Genomic DNA, 243 nt, shown 5'->3' with positions numbered 1-243 from the left:
AGAATTAGAAAGAAATTTGATTGCAGAACGAGTGAAAGCAGGATTAGAAGCAAGTAAGAAACGTGGAAAAAAATTAGGTACACCCAAATTAGAAAAAGAAAAACTCTCAATTGCATCACGCATGTATGACAGTAAAGAATACTCTATTAAAGAAATTGCAGAAGGAACTGGTGTATCACCAGGTTCTCTTTATCGGGCAATTAATCAACGAAAACTCGATTAAATACACTATTCATAACCCTC

The 243-nt window shown here is 34.2% G+C and carries 1 protein-coding gene; it reads left to right on the top strand.

Features of this window, described 5'->3' with window-relative positions:
* On the top strand, nucleotides 1-223 hold a 223-nt coding region (locus tag KVT31_RS29885), incomplete at its 5' end, for a helix-turn-helix domain-containing protein (protein ID WP_217613764.1).
* Nucleotides 224-243: the final 20 nt, after the last annotated feature.

It is taken from the genome of Bacillus sp. GbtcB14 (assembly GCF_019091205.1).
In the GTDB taxonomy this organism is placed as follows: Bacteria; Bacillota; Bacilli; order Bacillales; family Bacillaceae_G; genus Bacillus_A; species Bacillus_A cereus_AG.
Note: the sequence above shows the minus strand (reverse complement) of the source record. Positions and strands in the feature narration are given on the sequence as shown.